Source organism: Micromonospora sp. CV4 (assembly GCF_003667455.1).
GTDB lineage: Bacteria > Actinomycetota > Actinomycetes > Mycobacteriales > Micromonosporaceae > Micromonospora.
This window is the reverse complement of record NZ_RCVI01000196.1, coordinates 1-7,368: the sequence shown is the minus strand read 5'-3', so window position 1 is coordinate 7,368 and position 7,368 is coordinate 1. Positions and strand designations below refer to the sequence as shown.

Here is a 7,368-nt window from a genome sequence, read left to right as displayed (position 1 = left end):
GCTCTCCCCCGTTCTCCCCCGCCGTCCCCCGCCGATCTTGGAGTCGTGGTGCCTCGCAAATCGTCATGAACCAGCAGTGATTACCCACCACAACTACATGATCAACGCGGAGGGCGGGCGGCCGGAGCGGCAGTCGAGACACGGCCGGTGATGACCACGTACCCTTTCGGCATGTCCACCCCCGCAACGGGCGCGGCCACACTCACGCCGCGCCGGTCGAGCCGGTTCGTCGCCTGGGTGCGCGCGTGGCGCGCCGGGTTGGTGCCGTACGACGAGGTCGCCGACGCCATCGCCGGCGACGAGGAGCACCTCGTTGCGGACGCCCCCGGCACCTGGACCGACGTCCCGCTGGGCGCCGCGCTGCCCACCCTGGCCAAGCTCTCCCCGGACGAGATCCGGCTGGTGCTGCCCGCGCCGGGCGACCCGCGGGGGCTGCCCGGTCCCGGCGACTTCGCCGGTGCGGCGCTGGTCGCCGGTGAGGCGGTGGTGGCCGGTTCGCTCGGGTTGATCCCGCAGGTCCGGTCGCACACCTCCGGCTCCGGGGACTGTTTCGAGACGGTGCTCTGGCGGGTCTACCCGCTGCCGGCGAACGCGCCCGCCGCCTCACTGTCGCTGCCCGGCGCCGCCGAGGCGGAGGCCGAGCTGGCCGCCGCGCTGGCCGAGACGACCGCCGCGCTGACCCGCCTCGACGTCGCCCAGTGGCGACCCGAGCTGGCCGGGGCGCTGGCCGCGCTGCGCCGCCCGGACGGCGCCACCGACCTGCCACCCGGCTTCGACCCGCGGGCCCGCCGGCTCTTCGCCCGCGCCGCGGTGCTCGACCGGGTGCTCGCGCTGGCCGGGCACGCCGCGCCCGGTGGCGCGATCAACAACTACGAGGCGCAGCAGCGCGACGCCGCGCTCCGCCCGCTCACGACGGCCTGCCGGCAGGCGCTGGTGGCCGCCTGCAACGCCCCACTGCGCCCCTGACGGGAGGCAACCTTGGTCGAGACCGCGGTCTTTCTGATATTCGCCACCGCCGAGATGCTGTTCTTCGTCTGGATGATCAGAGTGGCTCGCCGTCAGCACCGACACCTGGCAGCGGGCCGCCGAAACCGGCCGGTCACACTTCGTCGAGCAGATCCGCCACGGAGTTGACGATCCGGGACGGGCGGTACGGGTAGCGCTCCGCCTCGGTGCGGCTGCTGATCCCGGTGAGCACCAGGATGGTCTCCAGCCCGGCCTCCAGACCGCACAGGATGTCGGTGTCCATCCGGTCGCCGATCATCGCGGTGCTCTCCGAGTGCGCGTTGATGGTGTTCAGCGCCGAGCGCATCATCATCGGGTTCGGCTTGCCGACGAAGTACGGCTCGACCCCGGTCGCCTTGGAGATCATGGCGGCGACGGAGCCGGCGGCCGGCAGCGCGCCCTCCACCGACGGGCCGGTGACGTCGGGGTTGGTGCAGATGAACCGGGCCCCGTCGTTGATCAACCGGACCGCCTTGGTGATCGCCTCGAAGCTGTAGGTGCGGGTCTCGCCGAGCACCACGTAGTCCGGGGCGAAATCGGTGAGCACGTAGCCGACCGCGTGCAGCGCCGTGGTCAGTCCGGCCTCCCCGATCACGTACGCGGTGCCGCCGGGCCGCTGGTCCGCCAGGAACTGGCCGGTGGCCAGCGCCGAGGACCAGATCGACTCCTCCGGAACGTCCAGCCCCATCCGGCTCAGCCGGGCGGTCAGATCGCGCGGGGTGTAGATCGAGTTGTTGGTCAGCACCAGGAACGGCTTGCCGGACGAGCGCAGCCGGTTGATGAACTCCGGCGCTCCGGGCACCGGCTGGCCCTCGTGCACGAGCACGCCGTCCATGTCGGTCAGCCAGCTCTGCACGGGCTTACGGTCATGCATCGGTGCCTCCGGCAGGCGTCGGACGACGGGTCGGCACGCAGCACACGGTGGGGCAGGTGTCCCACATCGGCAGCTCGCCCAGGCGGCGGCGCAGCTGCGCGCCGTCCGGATCGGTCCGCTCGGTGACCAGCTCACGCACCATGGCCACGAAACGCGGGTCGATGCCCGGGGTGTCGGCCCGGACGAATTCCAGACCGAGCTGCTTGGCCGTCTCCAGCGCCTCGGTGTCCAGGTCCCACACCACCTCCAGGTGGTCGGAGACGAACCCGATCGGGCTGACCACCACCCCGGTGGTGCCGCTCTCGGCGAGGGTCGCCAGATGGTCGTTGATGTCCGGCTCCAGCCACGGCACCTGCGGCGGGCCGGAGCGGCTCTGCCAGACGAGGTCGTACGGCAGGTCGGGGGCGGCGGCCGCGGCCACCAGCCGGGCGGTCTCGTGCAGCTGCGCCTCGTACCGGCCGCCGTGCGGGCCGGCGTTGGCCGCCATCGAGCTGGGGATGGAGTGAGCGGTGAAGACCAGCCGGGTGGTGTCCCGCTTCGCCGGGTCGAGCTGACCCAGGGCGGCCCGGACCGCGTCGACGTGCGGCTCGACGAAGCCGGGATGGTCCCAGAACTGGCGCAGCTTCTCGATCACCGGGGCGTCCGGGCCGACCGCGGCCCGGGCGGCGGCGATGTCCTCCTGGTACTGCCGGCAGGACGAGTAGCCGCCGTACGCGCTGGTGACGAACGCGAGCGCCCGGGTGACGCCGTCGTCGCGCATCCGGGTCACGGTGTCCGCGAGCAGCGGGTCCCAGTTGCGGTTGCCCCAGTAGACGGGCAGGTCGAGACCGTGTGCGGCGAAGTCGGCGCGCACGGCGGCCAGCAGGTCACGGCACTGCTGGTTGATCGGGGACACCCCGCCGAAGTGCTGGTAGTGCTCGGCGACCTCGGCCAGCCGCTCGGGCGGCACGCCCCGGCCCCGGGTCACGTTCTGCAGGAACGGCATCACGTCCTCGGGCCGCTCCGGCCCACCGAAGGACACCAGCACCACCGCGTCGTACGCCATGGGTCCATTCTTGCCCCACGGCCGGAACCGCCCGGCGACGCCCCCTGGTCCGACCCGCACAGATCACACGGGACGGCCCCTCGGGGCGCCGCCGGGGTACGTCAGGCGCCGATGGCGTGGTAGCCGCCGTCGACGTGCACGATCTCGCCGGTGGTCGCCGGGAACCAGTCGGACAGCAGCGCCAGGCAGGCCCGGGCGGCGGGCTCCTGGTCGGTGAGGCTCCAGCCCAGCGGGGCGCGCTCGGTCCAGGCGTCCTCGAACTGGTCGAAGCCGGGGATCGACTTCGCGGCGATGGTGCGCAGCGGCCCGGCGGCGACCAGGTTGCTGCGGATGCCCTGCTTGCCCAGGTGCAGCGCCAGGTAGCGGGACGCCGACTCCAGACCGGCCTTCGCCACGCCCATCCAGTCGTACACCGGCCACGCCTTCGTCGCGTCGAAGGTCAGGCCGACCACCGCGCCGCCGGCGGACATCAGCGGCAGCGCCGCCATGGCCAGCGACTTGTACGAGAAGGTGGAGACGTGCAGCGCGGTCGCCACGTCCTCCCAGGGGGCGTCGAGGAAACCGCCGCCCAGGCAGCTCTGCGGGGCGAACCCGATCGAGTGCACGACGCCGTCGAGCCCGTCGACGTGCTCGCGGACCCGGTCGGCGAGGTTGGCCAGGTGCTCGGTGTTGGTCACGTCCACCTCGATCACCGGGGCGGGCTCGGGCAGCCGCTTGGCGATCCGCTCGACCAGGGAGAGCCGGCCGTAGCCGGTGAGCACGACCTGGGCGCCGTTCTCCTGGGCGAGCTTCGCCACCGAGAAGGCGATCGAGGCGTCGGTGATGACACCGGTGACGAGCAGCCGCTTACCGGCGAGCAGTCCGGACATCCGGGAATTCCTCCGTACGTTGTCGAGAAGCGCTGGTCAGTGGCCCATGCCGAGGCCACCGTCGACCGGGATCACGGCGCCGGAGATGTATCCGGCGGTGTCCCCGGCCAGCCAGGTGACCACCGCGGCGACCTCGTCCGGGCTGGCCATCCGGCCGGCCGGGATGGACTTGCGGATCTCCGCCTTGCGGTCCTCGGTCAGGACGGCGGTCATGTCGGTGTCGATGAAGCCCGGCGCCACCACGTTCGCGGTGATGTTGCGGCTGCCCAGCTCGCGGGTGATCGAGCGGGCCACGCCGACCAGGCCGGCCTTGCTGGCGGCGTAGTTGACCTGACCGGCGCCGCCGGAGAGGGCGACCACCGACGAGACGAAGATCATGCGACCCCACCGGGCCCGGAGCATCTTGCCGGAGGCCCGCTTGGCGCACCGGAACGCGCCGGTGAGGTTGGTGTCCAGCACCCCGGTGAACTGCTCCTCGGACATCCGCAGCAGCAGCGTGTCGTCGGTGATGCCGGCGTTGGAGACCAGCACCTCGACCGGCCCCAGCTCGGCCTCGACGGCGGTGAACGCGGCGTCGACCGAGGCCGCGTCGGTGACGTCGGCCCGCACCCCGAACAGCCCCTCGGGGGCGTCCCCGCTGCGGTGGGTCACCGCCACCCGGTCGCCCTGCTTGGCGAAGGCCTGCGCGATGGCCAGGCCGATTCCCCGGTTACCCCCGGTCACCAGCACGGTACGGGCCACGATTCCCCCTTGCGAACGGTCAGCACGGACGCGTCGGAGCCTAGGCGTTACCGGTAGGTAAGCGCTAACGGGAGTCGCGTCACACTGCGGTACGACACCGGGGTCAACCCCTGGTGGGACGCCCCACGGAGGTGCCGGCCCGTAGCCTCCCGGTGGTGAACCGGCAACCGATCGCCGCGGCCCTTGCGGCCCTACGACAGACCCTGCTGGGCCCGGACACCCCGCCCGGTCGACCGCTGCTGGCCCGCTGGCCCAGGCTGGCCCGGTACGCCGCCCCGGTCGGGCTGCTCGCCGCGCTCGGCCTCTTCTGGATCACCGTCGCCGTGGAGAGCGACTGGGGCCTGCCGACGCCGATCGCGGTGCTGTTCGCGGTGATGACCGTGGCGCCGCTGCTGGCGCTGCCCCGGCGTCCACTGCTGGCCTGGCGGCTGACGGTGCTGGCCCTGCTGGTGTGCACGTTCAACGCGCCCGCCGACATGCCCGGCCCGTGGACCCCGCCGCTGGCGCTCGGGTCGATCGCGGTGGTCGCGGTGGTCGTCGCGCGGGTCGACCGGCCGGTGCTGGCCTGGGTGGTGGCGATCACCGCGGTGCCGGTGCTCACGCTGGTGCGCGCCGAGCACCGGGCCGCCGTCCTGGCGCTGCTCGGCGCGCTGGCGATCGTCGGCGACCTGATCCGACGCAACCGGCTGTCCCGGCGCGCGCTGGCCGCGCAGACCGAGCTGAGCGAGCGGGAGCACGAACGCCGCGCGGTGCTGGAGGAGCGCACCCGGATCGCCCGGGAGCTGCACGACGTCGTGGCCCACCACATGTCGCTAATCGCCGTGCAGGCGGAGACCGCCCCGTACCGGCTGACCGACGTGCCGGCGCCGGCGGCCGCGGAATTCGTCGCCATCGCCGCCTCGGCCCGCGACGCCCTGACCGACATGCGGCGACTGCTGGGGGTGCTGCGCAGCGAGACGACCGGGCCGCAGACCGCGCCGCAGCCCGACCTGACCGACCTGGACGCGATGGTCGACGCGGCACGCCGGGCCGGGCTGCCGGTGACCCTGGACGCCGGACCGGCGGACGACGGGCAGGTGCCCGCGCCGGTCGGGCTGGCCGCGTACCGGATCGTGCAGGAAGGGCTGGCCAACGCGGCCCGGCACGCGCCCGGCGCCGCGGTGCGGGTCACCGTCCGCGCCGCTGCGACCACCCTGGCGGTACGCGTGCAGAACGCCCCGCCCGACGCGACCGACGCCCGGCCGGGCGCCGAGACCGACGCCGGGCACGGACTGACCGGCATGCGGGAGCGCGCCGTCTCGCTCGGCGGTACGTTCACCGCCGGGCCACTGCCCGACGGGGGTTACGCGGTGGTGGCCGAGCTGCCGTACGAGGCGGAGGGCGGGGACCGATGATCAAGGTGCTGATCGCGGACGACCAGGCGATGGTGCGGCAGGGCTTCGGCGCGCTCCTCGCCGCCCAGCCGGACCTGCTGGTGGTCGGTGACGCCGCCGACGGCGCGCAGGCCGTCGCCGCCACCCGCCGGCTCGACCCGGACGTGGTGCTGATGGACGTGCGGATGCCGGTGCTGGACGGGCTGGCCGCCACCCGCAAGCTGCTCGGCGACCGGTCCGCGCAACGCCCCCGGGTGCTCATCCTGACCACCTTCGACCTGGACGACTACGTGTACGAGGCGCTGCGCGCGGGGGCCAGCGGCTTCCTGCTCAAGGACGCCCCGGCGGCCGACCTGGTGCAGGCGGTGCGGGTGGTGGCGGCCGGCGACGCACTGCTCGCCCCGGCGGTCACCCGCCGGCTGATCGCCGAGTTCGCCGCCCGCCCGGACCGTCGCCGACCCCGCCCCACCGACCTGGCCGCGCTCACTCCTCGGGAGACCGAGGTGCTGCGGCTCATCGCCCGGGGTCGCAACAACACGGAGATCGCCGGCGACCTGGTGGTTGCCGAGCAGACGGTCAAGACGCACGTCGGGCGGATCCTGGCCAAACTCGGGCTGCGGGACCGCGCCCAGGCCGTGGTGCTGGCGTACGAGACGGGTCTGGTCGCCGCGGGCGAGTAGCTCCGCGGAGCCAGCCCGGCAACGGCCCCCCGGGACGACGCGCGAGCGCCACCCACCGGCGCACCCTCCCTCCGGACGACATTCCGGAGGGAGAACACGATGCGACGACGAGGTGCCGGCCGTCTGGCGCTGACCGCGCTGCTCGGCGTGAACCTGGTCCTGCCGACCCGACCCGATCCCGTGGCGGCGGCCGGGTTCGTCGAGGCGTACCCCGTCACGGCGGCGGCGATGCGCGCGGCCGGCCCGCCGTACGCGGACTGGGCGGCCGACGGACGCCGGTTCCTGACGTTCGACCCGCGCGGCGACGGCCGTGCCGTCGAGGTGCTCGGCGACCTGGCCGACGCGGACCGGATCGCGGTGCTGGTGCCCGGGGTCGGCAGCACGCTGGCCGACTTCGACCGGGGGCTGGGCGGGGTGGCGCGCCGGGCGCCGGCGCAGCAGGCCGGGCAGCTGTACCGGGAGCTGCGGGAGGCCGACCCGGCGGGGCGGGTCGCGGTGCTGGCGTGGCTCGGCTACGACCCGCCCGACGGGGTGTTGACCGCCGCCACCGGCGCCAGTGCCCGACGGGGCGCCGACGGCCTGGCGGCACTGCTGCGGGAGCTCGCCGGGCGTCGCCCCGGGGCGGCGATCACCCTGATCGGGCACAGCTACGGGGCGCTGGTGGTGTCGCTGGCCGCGGCGGAGGCCCCGCCGCAGGTCGGTGACGTGGTCAGCCTCGGCGGTATCGGCGCCGGGGTGCAGCACGCCGACGAGCTGCGCGGCGGGCGGCGGTTCTGGGCGG

At 74.1% G+C, this 7,368-nt stretch carries 8 protein-coding genes; 4 read left to right on the top strand and 4 right to left on the bottom strand.

Annotated features, from left to right (window positions below):
- The first annotated feature begins 171 nt into the window (after window positions 1-171).
- Complete coding sequence (locus EAD98_RS06595; protein ID WP_121653162.1) at window positions 172-966, top strand: hypothetical protein; 795 nt, start codon at window positions 172-174, stop codon at window positions 964-966.
- 133 nt (window positions 967-1,099) lie between these two features.
- Here the strand turns inward: EAD98_RS06595 and EAD98_RS06590 are convergent, their stop codons facing one another.
- The 4 genes from EAD98_RS06590 to fabG all read right to left on the bottom strand — a co-directional run bounded on the left by EAD98_RS06590 (window position 1,100) and on the right by fabG (window position 4,534).
- The gene (locus tag EAD98_RS06590) at window positions 1,100-1,879 is read right to left on the bottom strand and encodes an HAD-IIA family hydrolase (protein WP_121653161.1); all 780 of its coding nucleotides are present in this window, start codon (window positions 1,877-1,879) and stop codon (window positions 1,100-1,102) included.
- Window positions 1,872-2,924: a ferrochelatase gene (locus EAD98_RS06585; RefSeq protein ID WP_121653160.1), complete on the bottom strand. Its 1,053-nt coding sequence runs from the start codon at window positions 2,922-2,924 to the stop codon at window positions 1,872-1,874. Before EAD98_RS06585 ends, EAD98_RS06590 begins: the two co-directional genes overlap by 8 nt.
- 101 nt (window positions 2,925-3,025) lie before the next feature.
- Window positions 3,026-3,793: an enoyl-ACP reductase FabI gene (fabI, locus tag EAD98_RS06580; protein WP_074312674.1), complete on the bottom strand. Its 768-nt coding sequence runs from the start codon at window positions 3,791-3,793 to the stop codon at window positions 3,026-3,028.
- A gap of 36 nt (window positions 3,794-3,829) precedes the next feature.
- Complete coding sequence (gene fabG / locus EAD98_RS06575; protein ID WP_121653159.1) at window positions 3,830-4,534, bottom strand: 3-oxoacyl-ACP reductase FabG; 705 nt, start codon at window positions 4,532-4,534, stop codon at window positions 3,830-3,832.
- A gap of 155 nt (window positions 4,535-4,689) precedes the next feature.
- Here fabG and EAD98_RS06570 point away from each other — a divergent pair, with 155 nt between their 5' ends.
- The 3 genes from EAD98_RS06570 to EAD98_RS06560 all read left to right on the top strand — a co-directional run.
- The gene (locus EAD98_RS06570; protein ID WP_147457345.1) at window positions 4,690-5,928 is read left to right on the top strand and encodes a sensor histidine kinase; all 1,239 of its coding nucleotides are present in this window, start codon (window positions 4,690-4,692) and stop codon (window positions 5,926-5,928) included.
- Complete coding sequence (locus tag EAD98_RS06565) at window positions 5,925-6,587, top strand: response regulator transcription factor (protein ID WP_121653157.1); 663 nt, start codon at window positions 5,925-5,927, stop codon at window positions 6,585-6,587. Before EAD98_RS06570 ends, EAD98_RS06565 begins: the two co-directional genes overlap by 4 nt.
- 99 nt (window positions 6,588-6,686) lie before the next feature.
- A partial coding sequence (locus EAD98_RS06560; RefSeq protein WP_121653156.1) for an alpha/beta hydrolase occupies window positions 6,687-7,368 on the top strand: 682 nt, incomplete at its 3' end.

Coding starts and splice junctions, on each gene's coding strand:
- EAD98_RS06585 (WP_121653160.1), bottom strand. CDS start 2,924: ATGGCGTACGACGCGGTGGTGCTGGTGTCCTTCGGTGGGCCGGAGCGG.
- EAD98_RS06595 (WP_121653162.1), top strand. CDS start 172: ATGTCCACCCCCGCAACGGGCGCGGCCACACTCACGCCGCGCCGGTCG.
- fabI (WP_074312674.1), bottom strand. CDS start 3,793: ATGTCCGGACTGCTCGCCGGTAAGCGGCTGCTCGTCACCGGTGTCATC.
- EAD98_RS06590 (WP_121653161.1), bottom strand. CDS start 1,879: ATGCATGACCGTAAGCCCGTGCAGAGCTGGCTGACCGACATGGACGGC.
- EAD98_RS06565 (WP_121653157.1), top strand. CDS start 5,925: ATGATCAAGGTGCTGATCGCGGACGACCAGGCGATGGTGCGGCAGGGC.